General features: G+C 68.6%; 15 protein-coding genes. 6 read left to right on the forward strand and 9 right to left on the reverse strand.

The features are described from left to right. Positions 1-96 precede the first annotated feature (96 nt). From ACFYO1_RS04355 to ACFYO1_RS04375, 5 genes are all read right to left on the reverse strand, one after another. Positions 97-1146, reverse strand: a complete 1050-nt coding sequence (locus ACFYO1_RS04355; RefSeq protein WP_387227060.1) for an ABC transporter ATP-binding protein — start codon at positions 1144-1146, stop codon at positions 97-99. Then, entirely contained in the window at positions 1143-1955 is an 813-nt protein-coding gene (gene modB / locus ACFYO1_RS04360; RefSeq protein ID WP_387227063.1) for a molybdate ABC transporter permease subunit, read from the reverse strand. Before modB ends, ACFYO1_RS04355 begins: the two co-directional genes overlap by 4 nt. Beyond that, positions 1952-2731, reverse strand: coding sequence for a molybdate ABC transporter substrate-binding protein (gene modA / locus ACFYO1_RS04365; RefSeq protein ID WP_387227065.1), 780 nt, complete (start codon positions 2729-2731; stop codon positions 1952-1954). The genes modB and modA overlap by 4 nt, the downstream gene beginning before the upstream one ends. An 11-nt stretch (positions 2732-2742) precedes the next feature. Next, on the reverse strand, positions 2743-3141 hold the full coding sequence (locus ACFYO1_RS04370) for a molybdopterin-binding protein (RefSeq protein WP_150407874.1): 399 nt from the start codon (positions 3139-3141) through the stop codon (positions 2743-2745). A 480-nt stretch (positions 3142-3621) separates the two neighbouring features. Continuing rightward, complete coding sequence (locus ACFYO1_RS04375; RefSeq protein ID WP_387227067.1) at positions 3622-4887, reverse strand: PucR family transcriptional regulator; 1266 nt, start codon at positions 4885-4887, stop codon at positions 3622-3624. A gap of 257 nt (positions 4888-5144) precedes the next feature. Between ACFYO1_RS04375 and ACFYO1_RS04380 the strand changes: the two genes are divergently transcribed. The 6 genes from ACFYO1_RS04380 to ACFYO1_RS04405 all read left to right on the forward strand — a co-directional run bounded on the left by ACFYO1_RS04380 (position 5145) and on the right by ACFYO1_RS04405 (position 12239). Next, entirely contained in the window at positions 5145-6287 is a 1143-nt protein-coding gene (locus tag ACFYO1_RS04380; protein WP_387227069.1) for an esterase/lipase family protein, read from the forward strand. A gap of 130 nt (positions 6288-6417) precedes the next feature. Further along, a complete protein-coding gene (locus ACFYO1_RS04385) occupies positions 6418-7839 on the forward strand; it encodes a lipase family protein (RefSeq protein WP_387227071.1) in 1422 nt (473 codons plus the stop codon). 138 nt (positions 7840-7977) lie between these two features. Next, entirely contained in the window at positions 7978-9342 is a 1365-nt protein-coding gene (locus ACFYO1_RS04390) for a glutamine synthetase family protein (RefSeq protein ID WP_387227073.1), read from the forward strand. Continuing rightward, positions 9323-10087, forward strand: a complete 765-nt coding sequence (locus tag ACFYO1_RS04395; RefSeq protein ID WP_387227075.1) for a gamma-glutamyl-gamma-aminobutyrate hydrolase family protein — start codon at positions 9323-9325, stop codon at positions 10085-10087. The genes ACFYO1_RS04390 and ACFYO1_RS04395 overlap by 20 nt, the downstream gene beginning before the upstream one ends. Then, positions 10084-11445 (forward strand): aldehyde dehydrogenase family protein, encoded by a 1362-nt coding sequence (locus tag ACFYO1_RS04400; protein WP_387227077.1) that lies wholly within the window; start codon positions 10084-10086, stop codon positions 11443-11445. The genes ACFYO1_RS04395 and ACFYO1_RS04400 overlap by 4 nt, the downstream gene beginning before the upstream one ends. A 14-nt stretch (positions 11446-11459) precedes the next feature. After that, positions 11460-12239, forward strand: a complete 780-nt coding sequence (locus tag ACFYO1_RS04405) for a 3-oxoacyl-ACP reductase (RefSeq protein WP_387227079.1) — start codon at positions 11460-11462, stop codon at positions 12237-12239. A 105-nt stretch (positions 12240-12344) separates the two neighbouring features. Here the strand turns inward: ACFYO1_RS04405 and ACFYO1_RS04410 are convergent, their stop codons facing one another. The 4 genes from ACFYO1_RS04410 to ACFYO1_RS04425 form a co-directional block, all read right to left on the reverse strand. Further along, the gene (locus ACFYO1_RS04410) at positions 12345-12881 is read right to left on the reverse strand and encodes a hypothetical protein (protein ID WP_387227081.1); all 537 of its coding nucleotides are present in this window, start codon (positions 12879-12881) and stop codon (positions 12345-12347) included. 404 nt (positions 12882-13285) lie between these two features. Next, positions 13286-13864, reverse strand: a complete 579-nt coding sequence (locus ACFYO1_RS04415) for a hypothetical protein (protein WP_387227083.1) — start codon at positions 13862-13864, stop codon at positions 13286-13288. A 421-nt stretch (positions 13865-14285) separates the two neighbouring features. Next, entirely contained in the window at positions 14286-14864 is a 579-nt protein-coding gene (locus ACFYO1_RS04420; RefSeq protein WP_387227085.1) for a hypothetical protein, read from the reverse strand. A 241-nt stretch (positions 14865-15105) separates the two neighbouring features. Then, positions 15106-16407, reverse strand: coding sequence for an MFS transporter (locus tag ACFYO1_RS04425; protein WP_387231671.1), 1302 nt, complete (start codon positions 16405-16407; stop codon positions 15106-15108). Positions 16408-16426: the final 19 nt, after the last annotated feature.

The following is a 16426-nucleotide window of genomic DNA, read 5'->3' on the forward strand; positions in this document are numbered from 1 at the left end:
AAGTTAGTTGCGATTCTCGTCTAAGTTAACACGGATTCGCTTGTGGATGGCAAGGGAATGCCAGGTCCGCCGCTGGTCTTCGCACCCGCCGCCGAGTCAGGCCGGATAGGTGTGCGTTTCGGTGGCCTTGACCGCGGCCCACAGTTGCAGCCCCGGGCGCAGGCGTAGGTCGGCGACGGTGGCGGGGGTGACGTCGGCGAGGACGGGTGGGGCGCCGTCGAGCCGGAGGCGGATGGTGTGGGCGTGTTGTTCGATGCCGGCGATGGTGACCGGCCAGGTGTTGCGCGGGCTGCCGGTGGGTTGGTCCGGGTGCAGGCTGACGGCGGTGGGGGAGAAGGCGATGTGCACGGGACCGGCGCCGGGCTCGGCGGCGGTGAGGGTGCCGCCGGTGTCGAGTTCGACGGTGACGCCGTGGGCGGTGCCGCGATAGAGGTTGAGGCCCACCAGGTTCGCCACGTAGTCGGAGCGGGGGCGGTGGGCGACATCGCTGGGGGAACCCGCCTGGACGACGACGCCGTTCTCGAGGATGACGAGGCGGTCCGCCAGCACCATGGCATCGAGGGGGTCGTGGGTGACCAGCACGGTGTGACCGGGATAGTCGGCGAGGTGGTGGGCCAGGTCCGAACGCACGCGCAGGCGGGTGCTGGCGTCGAGCGCGGCCAGCGGCTCGTCCAGCAGCAGCAGCGCGGGTTCGGTGGCGAGCGCGCGGGCCAGGGCGACGCGCTGGGCTTGCCCGCCGGACAGGGCGCGCGGTTTGGCGTGCACGTGGTCGGCCAGCCCGACCCGGTCCAGCCATTCCGTGGCGCGGGCGCGCGCGGCGGTGCGGCGCCGGCCGCGGGCGCGCAGACCGAACGCGACGTTGTCCAGCGCGCTCAGATGACCGAACAGCAGGTAGTCCTGGAAGACGACGCCCACCTCGCGCTGCTCGGCGGGCACGAACACCTTCGGCGGTGCGTCCCAGGTCTTTTCGCCGATCCGCAGGCTGCCGCCGGTCAGCGGCGTGAGCCCGGCGAGCGCCCGCAGCGCCGTGGTCTTGCCCGCTCCGTTCGGCCCGAGCAAGGCGACGACTTCACCCGCCGCCACGGACAAGTGCACGTCGAGCTCGAATTGACCTCGGGTAACCCGCAATTCGGCTGCCAGGGTCATACCGCGCCCCGAATCCAGCGCTCCCGCAGCGCGACCAGTACCGCGACCGACACCGTGAGCAACACCAGGCTGAGCACGATCGCATCCTCCGGATCGGCCTCGAGCGCCAGGTAGACCGCCAGCGGCATGGTCGTCGTCTTTCCGGGAAAGTTGCCCGCGAAGGTGATCGTGGCCCCGAATTCGCCGAGCGCCCGCGCCCAGCACAGCACCCCGCCCGCCACCACACCGGGCAGGACGGAGGGCAGCGTCACCCGCCGGAAGGTCAGCCACCGCGACGCCCCCAGCGTCGCCGCCGCCTCCTCGAATCGCGGATCCGCCGCCCGCAGCGCGCCTTCGACCGAAATCACCAGAAACGGCATCGCCACAAAGGCTTCCGCGACCACGACGCCGGCGGTGGTGAAAGGCAATGAGACACCGAACCATTCGTACAGGTACCGCCCGATCAACCCGCGCCGGCCGAGCACCAGCAACAGCGCGACGCCGCCGACCACCGGCGGCAGCACCAGCGGCACGGTGACCAGCGCCCGCAACACCCCGCGTCCCGGCACGTCGCCCCGGGCGAGCAACCACGCCAACGGCACCCCGAACACCAGGCACAGCACCGTCGCGAGACTCGCGCATTCCAGCGAAAGCCTCAGCGCCCGGCCGACTTCGGCGTTCAACAGCCGATCCGGCAGGCCCCGCCACGGCGCCCGCCACAGCAGTCCGGCCAGCGGGACGAGCAGAAACGCCAGCGCGCACAGCGCGGGCAGCACTAGGACGAGCGGTCGCCGTCCCTGTGCTGTCCGCCGCCGCGGCACCCGGGTCACGGGGCGTCGAATCCCGCCCGCGTGAACACCGTCTTGGCCTGATCGGACTTCACGAAGTCGACGAACGCCGCGGCCGTGGCCGGGTTGGGCGCGTGCGCCAGCGGGGCCACCGGGTAGTCGTTGATCGCCCGGGCCGCCTCGGGGAAGTCGATGCCTTCCACCTGGGCGCCCGCGGCGAGCACGTCGGTCCGGTACACCAGCGCGGCATCGACCTCGCCGAGCTTGACCTTCGTCAGCACCGCCTTCACGTCGGCCTCCCTGGTGTCGGGCTGCGGGTCGACGCCCGCGGCCTCGAACACCGTCTTGGCGGCGGCGCCGCACGGCACCTGCTCGGCGCACAGCGCGATCTTCGGTTCGGTCTTGCCGAAGTCGGCCAGGCCGGTGATGTGGCCGGGGTTGCCCTTGGGCACCGCGATTTCCAGCCGGTTGCGGACAAAAGTGAACGGAGCGCCGGTCACCTCGCCCTTGTCCTGCACCTGCCGCATGTTCTTCGGCGCCGCGGAGGCGAACACGTCGGCCGGGGCGCCCTGGTTGATCTGCTCGGCCAGCGCCGAGCTGGCGCCGAAGCTGTAGACCACCTTGACGCCGGGGTGCGCGGCCTCGAACTGCTTGCCGAGCTCGGTGAAGGTCTCGGTCAGCGAGGCCGCGGCGAACACCGTGACCGTGCCGCCGACCTTGTCCGTGCCCGCGGGCACGGACTTGTCGTCGGAGCCGCAGCCGACCAGGGTCAGCGCGGCCACACCGGCCATGGCGGCGGCACTCAGCGAACGAATCATTGTCGACCTCATCAACTTTCCGGGATCTCCACTACGACATGTGTCGACTTGACCGACGCCACCGCGACGCTGCCGACCTCGAGCCCGAGTTCGTCGACCGACTCCCGGCTCAGCAGCGAGACCAGCCGGAACGGCCCGGCCTGCATCTCGACCTGCGCCATCACGGTGTCCTTGAGCACCCGCGTGACGATGCCGCGCATCCGGTTGCGAGCGGACGCGGCCACGGTGACGCCCGGCTCCGGGGTCTCCGCGGTCGCCTGCAGGAATTCGGCCAGTTCCCGGCCGCGCACGCCCTTGCGCCCGTTACCGAGCTGGATGGCGGTGAGCTTGCCCTGATCGATCCATCGCCGCACGGTGTCGTCGCTGACACCCGCCAGCACCGCCACCTCACTGATCCGCAAATTCGACACGAATGGCAGTTTATTGCCGTATCTGCGGAAAGCAAGGGGCAATCGCCGGGGTGGGCGCGCCAGGGTCTACCCGGCCGGGGGCGCGAGGAGGTGTGACGCTCGGATGCGCGGCGGTCGTCGGATGGCCGACCGATTCTTCCGGTATGTGCCTGCTGTGATTGCTGTGGCGGAATTTCCGGTGAACTCTCTCACAACGAGTGCGTGCCGACCGGTTGGCAAAGTTCCATCAGGAAACACTTAAATGCCTGCCGGGCATAATATTTCGCGCCGCGTGCACGCATCGGACCGTTCCGCGGATCGCCGATCGAGCAGCTGAGAGCAGCTCCGTGATCACTACATTGGAAGGGATTTCGCAGTCCCATCTGATGGAGGAATTTCGGTGCCGATTATCGATCTGGGTTCGTCAGCGTTGAATCTCGCGAACGTCGTGACGTCCATTGCCGCCAACATCACCTACCTGTTGCAGGCCTGGCACGTCATCTAGCCGACCCCGTGACCCGGCGGCGGCGTGGCGTTCGCGTCGGCCGCCGGGCACAGACGATGGATCGTCAACGCGGCCGCGAGCAGCCGGGAATCATGCGGCTCGGTGGGATCGATACCGGTGAGTTCCGCGATGCGGCGCAGGCGATAGCTGAACGTATTGGGGTGGACGTGGATCTCGGCGGCGGCCGCTTTGCGGTCGGATCCGTGGCGCAGGTGCGCGTCGAGCGCTTCGATCAGATGGGGGCTCGGCAGGATCGGCGCGATCCGCTCGACCAGCCGCTTTCGCGCGGGTCCCGGCCTGGTGAGCTGGTGTTCCAGCAGTAAGTCATCGAGTCGATAGACGCCCGGCGGTCGGCCGAGCAGGCGAGCCAGTTCGGCCAGATCGGTCGCCTCGCGCGCGGTCTGCGGCACGGATTCCCTGGTGACCGAACGATATTCGGCCACGAATACCGCGACGCCGAACTGTTCGGCGAGTTCCGCGGCCAGGTGTTCGTAGCGCTGCTCGGTCGCGTCCGCGTCGGAGACGGTGGGTAGCAACGCGATTCCGGTCGATCCGTCGAAGGTGGCCAGCGCGGTGGTGCCGGTGAGACCGTCCAGGGCGCGTTGCAGGATCCTGATCCGCCGCCTGCTGATGAGCGTGGCCACGGTGCTCGGCTGCTCATCGTGGCGAATGTGGATGGCCAGCACGGTGTATCGCTCGGCCAGTGCCGTATCGGCCCGCGCGGCAAGCTCTTCGGCGGGCAACCCGCCGAGCAGCGCGGCGCACAGCGCGCGCCGGGCCTCGCGTTCGGCATGGTAGATCGACTGTTCGACCTCGGTGTAGGTCTCGACCACGGTGATGTTGATGTGCATCAGCAGGTCGAGCAGCCGCCCGCCGATGACGGTCAGGTCGTGCATCTCCGCCGTCGTGGCCAGCGCCACCGCCTCCTGCAGCACCGATTGCGCGGAGCCGTGGATGGCCTCGATCAGCAGCGGCAACGGAATCCGGTCCTCAGCATGCCGTTGTGCCACCGGGACGACGAAGGCCGCGACCTGTGCCCTGGTGAACTCGCGCTGTTCCCCGATGGCCTGCAGGACCGCCCGGCCGCACGCGTAGATCGCGGGTAGCACCTCGGCGGTGAAGTGCCCCTCCGGCAGATCCGCGGCGGGCGGGGTGGCGCCGAGCCCCGCGGCCAGCATGCGTTCGGAGATCTGCGGCCAGCGGGTGAGCAGCCGGGTGACCAGTGGTGCGTTACCGGTCGGCGGGGACAGGGCGAGGGACATGAGCCGATTGTTTCCAACGACAGGTTTTGCGGCAAGGTAACCGGCGCATCGGCCGGAAGTTTGGCTCCGGCAACAACTTCCCGCGCGGATTCTTCTCCCCGGCGTGCAGTGACATCGGAATCAGCGCGGCCATAGATTCGAAGCATCCCGATATGGTGCGCATCACATTCTCTTCGTGTTGTGACACGGGAAACACTTGCGGCGGTCGGTAATTCAGCTCCCGGACGCGCAAATCGCTCGAATGGGAAGTGAATTGAATGTTTGCACTGACGCAACACGCCAGACGCGCCGTCGGCTGTGCCGCGATGATCGCCGGGTTGACCGTGGCGGCGGTCCTCGGTTCCGGTGTGGCGAGCGGTGATCCGCGCATCATCCCGTCGGAGCAGTCGCTCGCCGATGCCATCAGCGCCGGGCTGACGCCGGCGGCCGATGGCAGGCAACCCAGGGCGGTGGCGGATTCCGGCAGCGGTTCGGGTCTGAGCCACGCCTCCGATGCGCTCGGCGAGGGCCCGGAGATGTCGGCGTACCTGGCCGCCTTCGCCTACGGTCTCACCCATCCGGACGCGGCACCCCCCGGTGCCAACCGCTGGAATTGCGCCCCGGCCGCGGAACATCCGCGCCCGGTGGTGCTGCTGCACGGCACCTGGCTGAACGCCTACGACAGCTTCGCCTACCTCTCGCCGCGCCTGGCGCGGGCCGGATTCTGTGTGTTCGCTTTCAATTTCGGCCGTTCGGGGCTGCTCGACGGCGGTGGCCTCGGCCCGATCCTGCCGGGCCGTTACGGCGTCGGGCGGATCGAGGACTCCGCCCGGCAGCTGAGCGAGTTCGTCGACCGCGTGCGCGCGGCGACCGGTGCCGAGGCGGTGGACATCGTCGCGCATTCGCAGGGCGGGACGGTGGCCGATCAGTACCTGAAGTTCGACGGCGGCGCGGACAAGGTGCGCAAGCTGATCTCCTTCGGCGCCACCTATCACGGCACCTCGCTGATGGGCATCGCGACGCTGGGCCGCATGATCAACAACCTCGGCGTCGACATTCTCGGCTTCTACCAGCCGATCGTCGGGGTCGCCAATATCCAGCAGGCCGCGGGCTCGTCGTTCTACGCGACGCTGAACGCCCAGGGGGACACCGTCTCCGGGGTCGACTACACGTCCGTCGGTTCGCGGCTCGACCAGGTGATGAATCCTTACGAGTGGTCGTTCCTGCGGGCCGGAGCGGGTGCCACGGTGGACAACATCACTCTGCAAGCGGGGTGCGAGCAGGATCTGTCCGATCATCTGACGATCATGTATTCGCCGCGCGCGACTTCCATAGCGCTGCATGCGCTCGACCCGGCCGCGTATCCGAACTTGGAGTGCGCGTTCAACCCGTGGCTGATCGGCGGCGGTGGCGGTTTCTGAACACCATCCGGGGGAGAAGAATCGTCGCGCGAATTGTCTTCCGCGACAATTCTTTTCCTACCAGGTAATTGGATAGCTTTGACGGAGGGCATGCGGGGGCCTCGATGATGCAGACGGAAAGGATGAACACATGAGTGCCGACCCCGCTCCGGGTGTCATCGGTCCCCTCGTCGAACCGCGTTCGACCGATCCGTTGTTGCCCGAGGCGGATCCGTTCTACACACCACCGCCCGCCCTCGGGCAGCTGTCACCCGGCACCGTCCTCCGCGCCAGGCCGGTCGAGATCGCGCTGTTCAGCCTTGTGCCGCAGCGGATCTCGGCCTGGCAGCTACTCTATCGGACCTGCGACCTCGACGACGTCCCCGAGGCAGCGGTCACCACGGTGCTGTTGCCCTGGGGCGCGGACCCTGCGGAGTCTCGCCCGCTCGTCTCGTTCCAGTGCGCGATCGATGCGGTCGCCTCGAAATGTCTTCCCTCCTATGCGCTTCGGCGCGGCGCGCGAGCGGCCGGGGCGATTCCGCAACTGGAGCTGCCCCTGGTCGTGAGCGCGCTGGCCAGGGGCTGGGCGGTGTCGGTACCCGATCACGGGGGAACCGCGGGCCGGTTCGGGGTGGCGCGCGAACCCGGCTACCGTGCGCTCGACGCGATCCGGGCGAGCCTGGCGTTCGCGCCGCTCGGCCTCGGCTCGGCCACATCCGTTGCGCTGTGGGGCTATTCGGGCGGCGGCCTGGCCACCGCGTGGGCCGCGGAGCTGGCCGCCGAATACGCGCCGGAACTCGACATCGTCGGCGCGGTCGCCGCCTCGCCGGTCGGCGACCCGGGCGCGGCGTTCCTCCGCCTCAACGGTTCGCTGTTCGCCGGCTTCGCCGCCGTCTTCACCGCCGGACTGCGCCGCGGGTATCCCGACCTCGACCGGCTCCTGCGCACCCACCTGGACGCCCGCTATCTCGGCTGGCTCGCGCAGACCGAGACCACCGCGACGTTCCCACTGCTGTACCGCTTCGCCCGCCGCGACATCGACAAGCACTGCCGCGGCGGCCTGACCGCACTCCTGGATTCCCCGGAACTCCAACGGGTTCTGGGTGACATCCACCCCGGCCGCCGCACGCCGTCCATGCCGATGCTCGTCCTACAGGGTGTCTACGACGAGGTCATCGCGGTCGCCGATGTCGATGCCCACGTCGCCCGCTACACCGCCGCGGGAGCCCACGTGCGCTATCTTCGCGACCGCCTCAGCACCCATCTGCTCCTGCAATACCTCGCCCTCCCGGTGATGATCGACTGGCTCGCCGACCGCTTCGCTCGCCGCGAGCCCGCCCCCGCGACCACCGAAACCGTCTGGTCACTCGCCATCTCCCGCAGCGCGATTGCCGGTCATCTCACCTTTGCCCGCGTCGTCACGCGGATGCTCTTCGGCCGTCCGATCCGCGCGTCGCCGCAACCGGCTCCGGCGACCCGAGCTGGACCATCGTCGAAGATGCCAACTGGGCGCCCGGCGTCGGTCTCTCGCACAGCGGTGACGGCCGGACGGTCAATGCCTACTACGTCCTGACCAGCATCGAAGCGGTTCTGCACGGCCCGGCCACGATTACCTTGATGTGGCCTGCGCACGCTCTAGTTTGTGTGTCCGATCACAAATGTCCGGCTTTTGCTCTAGCGTGGGCACGGTTGGTGCCGAGAGGGGCTGTGGATGCGTAGCGGGATGTTGAGTCTGGCGCGGTTGCGGGAGCTGGTCGCGGTCGGGGAGATCGACACAGTGTTGGTCGCGATGACCGATATGCAGGGGCGATTGCAGGGAAAGCGCTGCGCGGCACAGTATTTCCTGGACGAGGTGGTCCGGCACGCGACCGAGGCGTGCAACTATCTGCTCGCCGTCGACGTGGACATGGCGACGGTCGACGGGTACGCGGTCTCGTCCTGGGACACCGGTTACGGGGACTTCGTGCTGCGCCCGGACCTGGACACGCTGCGGCTGGTGCCGTGGTGGCCGGGCACCGCGCTGGTGCTGTGCGATGTCGAGAAGGTGGCGCCCGAGGGTGAACCGGTCGGGGTGTCGCCGCGGCAGGTGCTGCGCGCGCAGCTGGACCGGCTGGCCGAACGCGGGCTGCGCGCGTTCGTCGGGACCGAACTCGAATTCCTGGTGTTCGACGACAGTTACGAGGCGGCCTGGTCCGCGGGCTATCGCGACCTGCGCCCGGCCAATCAGTACAACGTCGACTACTCGCTGCTCGGCACCGGCCGCATCGAGCCGCTGCTGCGTCGCATCCGCACCGAAATGGACGGTGCGGGAATGTATGTCGAGTCGGCGAAGGGGGAGTGCAACCCCGGTCAGCACGAGATCACCTTCCGCTTCGACGAGGCGCTGAAGACCTGCGACAACCACAGCATCTACAAGACCGGCGCGAAGGAGATCGCCGCCCAGGAGGGGCGCAGCCTGTCGTTCATGGCGAAATACAATGAGCGCGAGGGCAACTCGTGTCACATCCACATCAGCCTGCGCGGCGAGTCCGGTGAGGCCGTGCTGGCCGGTGGCGAGGAGAACGGATTCTCCCCGCTCATGCGGCATTTCGTCGCGGGCCAACTGGACTGCCTGCGCGAGTTCACCTATCTGCTCGCGCCGAATATCAACTCCTACAAGCGATTCGTGCCGGGCAGCTTCGCGCCGACCGCGGTCGCCTGGGGCCGGGACAACCGGACCTGTGCGCTGCGCGTGGTCGGGCACGGGCAGTCGCTGCGACTGGAGAACCGGGTGCCCGGCGGTGACGTGAACCCCTACCTCGCCGTGGCCGCCGCGATCGCGGCCGGACTGCACGGCATCGAGCATCGGCTGCCGCTGGAGCCGGAGTTCAACGGGAATGCCTATCGGTCGGAGCGGCCCCGGGTGCCGCGCACGCTGCGCGAGGCCGCGCAGCTGTTCGGGGACAGCAAGGTCGCGCGGGCCGCGTTCGGTGATGATGTAGTGGAGCACTACCGCAATGCGGCGAAGGTCGAGTTGGACGCCTTCGATGCCGCCGTCACCGACTGGGAGCGTATTCGTGGATTCGAACGACTCTGAGGCTCAGCCCACCGGAGTTGTGCACACCGGGCCGCGGCCCGTGATCGGCCTGCCGACCTACCTGGAGCCCGCGCGGTTCGGCTCGTGGAATGTCGACAGTGCCGTGCTGCCCGCCAGTTATGTGCAGATGGTGGTGGAGGCGGGCGGGATTCCGGTGCTGTTGCCGCCGGTCGGGGTGGCCCGCGCGGAGCTGATCGCACGCCTCGACGGGCTGGTGCTGACCGGTGGGGCGGACGTGTCGCCGGCCCGCTACGGAGCGGCGGAGCACGCGCTCACCTACACCCGGCCCGACCGGGACGAGTCCGAGTTCGAGCTGTACGCGCTCGCGCGGGCGGCGCGATTGCCGGTGCTCGCGGTGTGCCGCGGTCTGCAGGTGGTGAACGTCGCGCTGGGCGGCACGCTGAGCCAGCATCTGCCCGACCTGGTCGGGCATGCCGGGCATTCGGGCACCGTCGGCGGCTTCACCGTCACCGAGGTGGTGACGGTGGCCGGGAGCAAGGTCGCCGCGATCGCGGGGCCGCAGGTGAAGGCCAACTGTCACCATCATCAGGCGATCGACGGGCTGGCCGCGGAGCTGGTGGCGACCGCGCACGCGGCGGACGGCACCATCGAGGCGGCGGAGACGACCGACGGCCCGTTTCTGGTCGGCGTGCAATGGCATCCGGAGGTGGACGCGGTCGACCGACGTTTGATCAGGGCGCTGGTCGCGGCGGCCGAAGACTATCGAAGGGAGCGGAATTCGTGACGACAGCGCAGGTGGTCAACCCGGCGACCGAGCAGGTGGTGGCGCGGGTCGACCTGGTCGGCGAGGCCGAGACGGACGCCGCGATCGAGCGGGCGCAATGGGCGGGGGTCACCTGGCGCGAGGTCGCGCCGGGGGATCGGGCCCGAATGCTGCGCCGGTTCGGCGACGTCGTCGACGCGCATCTGGAGGAGCTGGCCCAGCTGGAGGTCGCCAACTCCGGGCACACCATCGGCAACGCGCGCTGGGAGGCGGGCAACGTCCGCGACCTGCTGCACTATGCGGCCGGCATCCCGGAACGGTTGCTGGGCAACCAGATTCCGGTAGCGGGCGGGGTCGACATCACCTTCCACGAGCCGCTCGGCGTGGTCGGGATCATCGTGCCGTGGAACTTCCCGATGCCGATCGCGGCGTGGGGATTCGCGCCGGCGCTGGCGGCGGGGAACACGGTGGTGCTCAAGCCTGCCGAACTGACGCCGCTGACCGCGATCCGCCTCGGTGAGCTGGCGCTCGAGGCGGGCCTGCCGGAGCACGTTTTCCAGGTTCTGCCGGGCAAGGGCTCCGTGGTCGGGCACCGGTTCGTGACCCATCCCGCGGTGCGCAAGGTGGTGTTCACCGGGTCGACCGAGGTCGGCACGCGGATCATGGCCGGTTGCGCGGAGCAGGTGAAGCGGGTGACCCTCGAGCTCGGCGGCAAGAGCGCGAATATCGTGTTCGCCGATTCGGATCTGGCGAAGGCGGCGGCCACCGCACCGTACGGCGTGTTCGACAATGCGGGGCAGGACTGCTGTGCGCGGTCGCGAATTCTGGTGCAGCGCAGCGTCTTCGACAAGTTCCTGGAGTTGCTGGAGCCTGCTGTTCGTGGGGTGAGGGTCGGTGATCCGGCGCAGGAGTCCACCGAGATGGGGCCGTTGATCTCCGGCGCGCACCGCGAGCGGGTCGCCGGGTTCATCGAGGCGTCGACCAAGATCGCGTTCACCGGCGAACAGCCCAACGGTCCCGGATTCTGGTATCCGCCAACGGTTGTGCTGCCGGACTCGCCCACCGACCGGGTGCTCACCGAGGAGGTGTTCGGCCCGGTGGTCGCGGTGCTCCCGTTCGAGGACGAGGCCGACGCCATCCGGATCGCCAACGACACCCAGTACGGGTTGTCCGGCTCTATCTGGACCAACGACGTCGGCCGGGCGCTGCGGGTTTCCCGTGCGGTCGAGGCCGGGAACCTGTCGGTGAATTCGCATTCCTCCGTGCGGTATTGGACGCCGTTCGGCGGCTTCAAGCAGTCCGGGCTCGGGCGTGAGCTCGGCCCCGACGCCGCGTTGGCGTTCACCGAGACCAAGAACGTCTTCATCGCCACCCAGTGAACCAACCGCTGAATATGACAGGAGATGCCTTGCAGCGCTTACAGGATCGAGTCGCCGTCGTCACCGGCGGCGGGAGCGGCATCGGCCTCGCCACGGTCCGCCGCTTCGCCGCCGAGGGGGCCAGGGTCGTGGTCGCCGATATCGACGCCACCACCGGCGAGGCGGCGGCCGCCGAGGTCGGCGGCTTGTACGTGAAGGTCGACGTGACCGACGAGGCGCAGGTCGAAGCACTGTTCCAGACCGCCGTCGACACCTACGGCGGGCTCGACATCGCCTTCAACAACGCGGGAATCTCACCGCCGGAAGATGATTCGATCCTCACCACCGGCCTGGACGCGTGGAAACGGGTGCAGGAGGTCAATCTGACCTCGGTGTACCTGTGCAGCAAGTACGCCATCGGGCACATGCTGGAGCGGGGCAAGGGGTCGGTGATCAATACCGCCTCGTTCGTCGCGGTGATGGGTGCGGCGACCTCGCAGATTTCCTACACCGCCTCGAAGGGCGGCGTGCTCGCGATGAGCCGTGAGCTGGGAGTCCAGTTCGCGCGCAACGGAATCCGGGTCAACGCGCTGTGCCCCGGCCCGGTGAACACGCCGTTGTTGCAGGAGCTGTTCGCCAAGGATCCGGAGCGGGCGGCCCGCCGCCTGGTGCATATTCCGACGGGGCGGTTCGCCGAGCCCGAGGAAATCGCCGCCGCCGTGGCGTTTCTCGCCAGCGACGACGCATCGTTCATCACGGCGTCGCAGTTCCTGGTGGACGGCGGCATCTCCGGCGCTTACGTGACGCCGCTGTAGGACTGCCCAAAAGCGAACTCCCGCAACCCTTCCCCAAGGGTGGTTGCGGGAGTTCGCTGTGGTCGGCCCGCGATCGACGCTTTGGGCGTCGCGAGGCCGGAGGGCCTACTGCGTCGACGGAGGAGCGGCGGGCGCGGCCTCGGGCGGGGGTGTGGGGCCGCCCTGCGGCTTCAGCAGATTGTTCAGTTCGGTCAAGCTTCGCGTGAGGTTTTCCACGTTGGCTGCCAGGCCCGGGTCTGTCGGGCTCCCCGCGCCGCCCGATTTCAGCTGTTCGCTTTGGGCGGGCGCACCGCCGCCACCCGGTGCGGCTTGCGGTGCGCCGCCGCCTGCCCCGGCACCGCCGTCTGTTCCTGGCTGGGTCGCACCGCCGCCCGCGCCGCCTGGCTGGGTCGCGCCGCCTGCGCCGCCTGGCTGGGTCGCGCCGCCTGCACCGCCTGGCTGGGTCGCACCGCCGCCTGCGCCACCTGGTTGAGCTGCGCCGCCGCCTGGCTGCGCCGCCCCGCCGCCTGCTCCGCCTGGCTGGCTGGTGCCGGGCGAGGACGGTGCGCCCGCGGCGGGCGGCTGGTTGGCCTGCGCGACGCCGCCGAACAAGAGTGTCGCGGTGACGCCTGCGGCGGCCGCGGTTCCTAGCAGGATCTTCATGTGTAGCCCCTTCTCGTCTCGAAGTGGTACATGAGTGCATGTCATTCAAACGCTCAACCGTCAGCGGCTGAGCACAATGCGGAAAAAACGCCTGCCTTGCTGGGCTTATGCCGCCGACGATTCGTGCACGATCCCGCAGGGGCGTCATCTGGTTCGGTAACGAATCGGCCGGTCGTCGCCGAGTGTCGAACTCGGCGACGACGCTGACCAATTCGGTTTCGCATCGACGCGCAATCCTTACCGCTCGAGTGAGCCGCGGTTGCCGTGACGGCGGCAACGTGGATTGTCGGTGACCGCGCCGAGCGGGTCGATCGCCAGTTCAGGCGTCGAATCGCACCAGGGTGCCTGTCGACGAGAGGATGGTGTGCTCGCCCGGCCGCACTGGCTGCGTTGCGTTAGAGCGTTCAGCCGCCGAGACCGAACATGTTGCTCAAGTTCGGCAAAGCGGGTGCGGCGCCAGCGGGCCCGCTGGGTGCGGCACCGGGAGAGCCGGGCGCGGCACCAGGTGCGGCGCCGGGCATCCCCGGCAACTGGAGGCCGCCTGGCAGCGGCGGCACTTGCAGGCCACCTGGCAGTTGGACGCCGCCTTGCGCGCCGCCGCCGTTCGGGTCGACATTGGCACCGCCTTGGGCGCCGCCGCCGGGGGTCTGGACGCCGCCCTGTGCGCTGCCACCCTTCGGGTCGACATTGGCACCGCCCTGCGCGCCACCGCCGGGAGTCTGGACGCCACCTTGCGCGCCGCCGCCGTTGGGGCCGGCCTGCCCGCCGCCCTGTGCGCCCGCCCCGGGCGCCTGTGCGCCGCCCTGTGCGGCACCGCCGCTCGGGCCGACCTGTGCGCCGCCCTGCGCTCCGCCTGCGGGCGGTGCGGGTTGGCTGGCGGTGGCGAATCCGCCGGACTGCGGGGTTTCCGCGCCGGCGACGCCGGCGAATACGAGAGACGCGGTCAGCGCTGCTGCGGCCGCGGTTCCTAGCATGATTTTCATGTGGAGCCCCTTCTCTGATCGAAGTGGTACATCCGTACATGTGATCAAACGTTCAACACGTTAGTGGCTCACATCACAATGAGCAAAACTGGTCGGTACGAAATCGATTCGGCGTGGCGGGCTCCACTCGGTTCGGCCGAGGGTCGCTGAAACCATTTTTCGCATGGTTACCAGGGGGAATGACGGTCGTTCGGTCGATCTGAGAATGTTATCGACCAGTTGCTTCGGAGGGCGGAGCGGAAACCGGTGTGCGTCGTCGCCGAGCAGGGGCACGGCGACGACGCCGAACAGTTCCGGTTTCGCTTCGACGCCTGATCCTCTCCGCGTACTGCGGCGGTTGTCGCCGCGGTGGCGCGGATGGTTAGTGAATACGTCGGGCGGGGCCGATCGGCTGTTCAGTTGGGCTGCACCGAGGCGAGTCTCAGTGGGTTGTGCGCGAGGTATCGGCTGGCGTAGGAGCTGATTCTCCTGCGCCTGGAGTCGTGCCGGTGCCAGTGCCTGCGCCTGGGGTCGTGCCGGTGCCAGTGCCAGTGCCGGTTCCGTCGGTGGTACCGGTGCCGGCCTGGCCCGTGCCATCGGTAGTGCCGGTGCCGCCGCCCGTGCTGGGGGAGCTGCCCTTTTTGCACTCGGTCTTCGGGCTGACCGGCTCTTTGCCTTCGTCACCCGTCGTCTTGGACTTCTGGCCGGTCGCACTGCCGGTGTCCGGCAGGATGCCAGCGGCGGGCTCGGGTGTGTTCTGCGCGGGGGCTGGGTCGGAGCCGGCCGGCTCATTGCCTGCCGCGCCGGGTTCGCTCGGTGAGGTTTCGCTCGGTGAGGTTTCGCCCTGCTTCTTCTTCCCGCCAGTGCTGTCTTCTTTGCACTTTTCCGGGTCTTGCTTGCTGACCACGGTGAATCCGCCGGCCGATTGATCGGTCTGGAAGGCATTCGCCCCGGCGGCACCGGTTAGCAATAGTGTCGCGGTCAGCCCTGCGGCGGCCGCGGCTCCGATCTTGCAAATCATATGTGTAGCCCCTTCTCGTTTCGAAGTGGTACATGCTGATCAAACGCTCAACACGTTAGTGCCGATCCTTCGAAATGAGCAGGACGCCGGTAGTGCAGGCAAGTCACCTACGGTCGCGGTCATCAGCCCGGACAGCCGAATTCGAATAAATTCTTTCCGGCCATTTATCGGGGCGGGCGCTCTTTCCCCGATCGAATGAATTCAAACCTCGAAATCGAAACGAGATGGCAGTGAACGGCCCTCAGGGGGCGAGAGCCGCCTTTCCGGGCAATGCCGGGGACAAGGAGAGGTCCTCGCCCGCATCGGGAACCTCGGTGCCGCGCAGCGACGTTCCCGCGGTCTCCCGCAGGAAGCACCAGGCCACCAGGCCGACGATGCTCGCGCCGACCATGTAGGCGGCGGGGAACAGCGACCAGCCGGTCTTTTCGATCGCGGCCTCGTTGACCAGCGGGGCGGTGCCGCCGAACGCCGCGGTGGAGACGTTGTAGGCCAGCGCGAAGCCGGCGTAGCGGACCTGGGTCGGGAAGATCGCCGGGAAGGTGGAGCTGATCGTGGACAGCTGCGGAACGTACAGCAGACCGAGCACGACGAATCCGGTGATCGCCCACGCGGTGCCCTGACCCATCAGCCAGTACAGCGGAATGGCCAGCACGCCGAGGCCGACCAGCGAGAACAGCCACATCGGCCGGCGGCCGATCCGGTCGGACAGCATGCCGAAGAACGGCAGCACGACCATCATCACGGTCTGGCCGATCAGCATCATGGTGGTCGCGCCGGACTCGCTCATGCCGATGGTTTTCTGCAGGTAGGTCGGCTGATAGGTGAGCAACGTGTAGTTCACGACGTTGAGCGCGATGACCAGCCCGGCCATGGTGAGCAGCTCGCGCCGGTAGGTGGTGACCAGTTCGCGCAGGCCGCGCAGGCCGCCGGGCGGATGCTTGGTGTCCTCCTCGGCGACCTCGCTGAACACCGGGCTTTCGTCGAGTCTCGAGCGCAGGTACCAGCCGACCAGGCCGAGCGGGACGGCGAGCAGGAACGGGATGCGCCAGCCCCAGCTGTGCATCGCGTCGGAGCCGAACGCGAGCTGGCAGGCGAGCACCGTCGCCGAACCGCCGACAAAGCCTGCCAGCGTACCGAATTCGAGGAAGCTGCCCAGGAAGCCGCGGCGCTTGTCGCTCGCGCACTCGGCCAGATATGTTGCGGCGCCGCCATATTCACCACCGGTGGAGAAACCCTGGACGACACGAAGCGCGATGAGCAGGATCGGCGCGAAAACGCCGATCTGGGAGTGGGTCGGCAGCAGGCCGATGGCTCCGGTGGCCGCGGCCATCAGCAGAATCGTGGTGGCCAGCACGGCCTTTCGGCCGATCCGGTCACCGAGCGGACCCCACACCATGCCGCCGAGCGGGCGCAGCAGGAAGGAGACGGCGAAGCCGAGCATGGTGCCGAGCGTGCCGAGATCGCCGGGGAAAAAGGCGTCGGTCAGGTAGGTGGCCGTCGCCGCGTAGACGCCGTAGTCGAACCATTCGGTGGCGTTGCCCATCGCGGAAGCGGCGACCGAT

This window comes from Nocardia sp. NPDC006044, from assembly GCF_042871115.1.
Lineage (GTDB): Bacteria > Actinomycetota > Actinomycetes > Mycobacteriales > Mycobacteriaceae > Nocardia.

Bases quoted from the DNA above. Each gene is read 5' to 3' on its own strand.
- ACFYO1_RS04355 (WP_387227060.1), bottom strand. From the start codon at position 1,146: ATGACCCTGGCAGCCGAATTGCGGGTTACCCGAGGTCAATTCGAGCTC.
- modA (WP_387227065.1), bottom strand. From the start codon at position 2,731: ATGATTCGTTCGCTGAGTGCCGCCGCCATGGCCGGTGTGGCCGCGCTG.
- ACFYO1_RS04375 (WP_387227067.1), bottom strand. From the start codon at position 4,887: ATGTCCCTCGCCCTGTCCCCGCCGACCGGTAACGCACCACTGGTCACC.
- ACFYO1_RS04380 (WP_387227069.1), top strand. From the start codon at position 5,145: ATGTTTGCACTGACGCAACACGCCAGACGCGCCGTCGGCTGTGCCGCG.
- ACFYO1_RS04385 (WP_387227071.1), top strand. From the start codon at position 6,418: ATGAGTGCCGACCCCGCTCCGGGTGTCATCGGTCCCCTCGTCGAACCG.
- ACFYO1_RS04390 (WP_387227073.1), top strand. From the start codon at position 7,978: ATGCGTAGCGGGATGTTGAGTCTGGCGCGGTTGCGGGAGCTGGTCGCG.
- ACFYO1_RS04405 (WP_387227079.1), top strand. From the start codon at position 11,460: ATGACAGGAGATGCCTTGCAGCGCTTACAGGATCGAGTCGCCGTCGTC.
- ACFYO1_RS04410 (WP_387227081.1), bottom strand. From the start codon at position 12,881: ATGAAGATCCTGCTAGGAACCGCGGCCGCCGCAGGCGTCACCGCGACA.
- ACFYO1_RS04415 (WP_387227083.1), bottom strand. From the start codon at position 13,864: ATGAAAATCATGCTAGGAACCGCGGCCGCAGCAGCGCTGACCGCGTCT.
- ACFYO1_RS04420 (WP_387227085.1), bottom strand. From the start codon at position 14,864: ATGATTTGCAAGATCGGAGCCGCGGCCGCCGCAGGGCTGACCGCGACA.
- ACFYO1_RS04425 (WP_387231671.1), bottom strand. From the start codon at position 16,407: ATGGGCAACGCCACCGAATGGTTCGACTACGGCGTCTACGCGGCGACG.